General features: G+C 72.7%; 1 protein-coding gene. It reads right to left on the bottom strand.

Annotation, left to right across the window (positions count from 1 at the left end):
* A partial coding sequence (locus A7A76_RS23890; RefSeq protein ID WP_277425882.1) for a type I polyketide synthase occupies positions 1 to 1,895 on the bottom strand: 1,895 nt, incomplete at both ends.

Below are 1,895 nucleotides of genomic sequence, written 5' to 3'. Positions count from 1 at the left end.
CGCGGCGGCGCTCGCCGCGACGCCTGCAGTCGCCGCGGCTGCCGCAACGTCGTCGCCCTGCGCCCGAGCGATTTCGGGCACCCAATGGCGCTTGCGCGAGAACCGGTACAGCGGCAACGGAACCCGCCGCTGCGCGGCGAACGCCGCGCTCAGGTCGGGCGCCAGCCCCTGCACGTGCAGCGCGGCCAGTTCGCCGAGAACGCGCGCGCGCTCGCCGTCGTCGCGCGCCTGCGCCAGCGCCTGCAGACGGCCCTGCCCTTGCGCCAGCAGATCGGCGCGGGCGTTGCCGGCGGCGGCCTGCCCGGCGAGCACGCGCGAGCCGGTTCCGGCCAGCCAGCGGCGCAGTTCGGCGGCGGCATCGGCGGCGTCGGCGGCGACCAGGGCGAGACGATGGCGGTGGTGGCGGCGTCCGCGCGCCAGGGTGTAGCCGGCCGCGGCCAGGTCCAGCGCGGGATGGCGCTCCAGGTGTTCGGCCAAGGCCGCGACCTGAGCCGGCAGGTCGTCCTCGCGATAGCCCGACAGCACCAGCAGGGTCGGTTGCGCCGGATTCGTGGCGGTCGCCGCGGGCGGCGCTTCTTCGATCACGACGTGGGCGTTGGTCCCGCTGAGCCCGAACGAACTCACCGCGGCCAGGCGCCCGCCCGCGGCCGGGGCGTCCCAGTGCCTGAGGCGGGTGTTGACCGCCAGCGGACTGTCGGCGAAGGCGATGTGCGGATTGGGCTGGTCGAAGTGCAGCGACGGCGGGATCTGCCGGTGCTGCAGCGACAGCAGCACCTTGATCAATCCGGCCACGCCGGCGGCGGCGCCGGTGTGGCCGATGTTGGTCTTGATCGAACCGATCGCGCAGAAGCCCTTGCGGTCGCTGTAGTGGCGCAGCGAGCGGGTCAGCGCCGAGGCCTCGATCGGATCGCCGAGGATGGTGCCGGTGCCGTGCGCCTCGATCATCTGCAGGCGCGAGGCGTCGATGCCGAAGCTGTCGTAGACGTGGCGCTGCAAGCGCTCCTGGGCGGCGGCGCTGGGCGCGGTGATGCCGTTGCTGGCGCCGTCCTGGTTGATCGCGCTGCCGCGGATCACGCCGTAGATGTGGTCGCCGGCGTCGAGCGCGTCCTGCAGGCGCTTGAGCACGACCACGCCGACGCCTTCGGACGGCACGAAGCCGTCGGCGCCGGCGCCGAACGCGCGGCAGTGGCCGGTCGGCGAGAGCATGCCGGCGCGGCTGGAGGAGATCAGGAATCCGGGCGTGCACTGGATCCACACGCCGCCGGCCAGGGCCAGATCGGTTTCGCCGGTCCACAGCCCCTGGCAGGCCAGATGCACCGCGACCAGCGAACTCGAACAGGCGGTGTCCAGGGTGATCGCCGGGCCTTGCAGGTCCAGGTAATAGGCGATGCGCGCCGACAGCACCGAGGCGGCGTTGCCCCACATCGCGTGCGGCGGCAGCGAGGGCTGGCCGTGCAGCAGGTCGCCGTAGTCGCCGCCGTTGAAGCCCATGTACACGCCGCACCGTGCGCCAGCGATGCTTTCGCCGGCATAGCCGGCGTCTTCCAGCGCGTGCCACGAGGATTCCAGCAGCAAGCGGTGCTGCGGATCCATGAAATTGGCTTCGGTGCCGGAGATGTTGAAGAACAGCGGATCGAACTGGTCGATGTCGCTGAGGAAGCCGCCGCGCGGGCAGATCGCAGTGCCTTCCGGCAGCGCCGAAGCGTCGATCTTCCAGCGCGTGATCGGCTCGGTGACTTCATGGCCCGCGGCCAGATGCGCCCACAAGGCCTGCAGATCCGGCGATTGCGGGAAGCGGCCGCTCATACCGACGATGGCGATCGGGCCCGGCGCGGCCGGCCCGGCCTGCGCGCGCGCGGGTTCGGCCTGGACGCTGCGCCCGGCCGCGCCGTCGT

The sequence above is a fragment of the Lysobacter enzymogenes genome, assembly GCF_017168095.1.
GTDB lineage: Bacteria > Pseudomonadota > Gammaproteobacteria > Xanthomonadales > Xanthomonadaceae > Lysobacter > Lysobacter enzymogenes_D.
The sequence above is the reverse complement of the archived record's forward strand: the minus strand, read 5'-3'. Positions and strand labels throughout refer to the sequence as shown.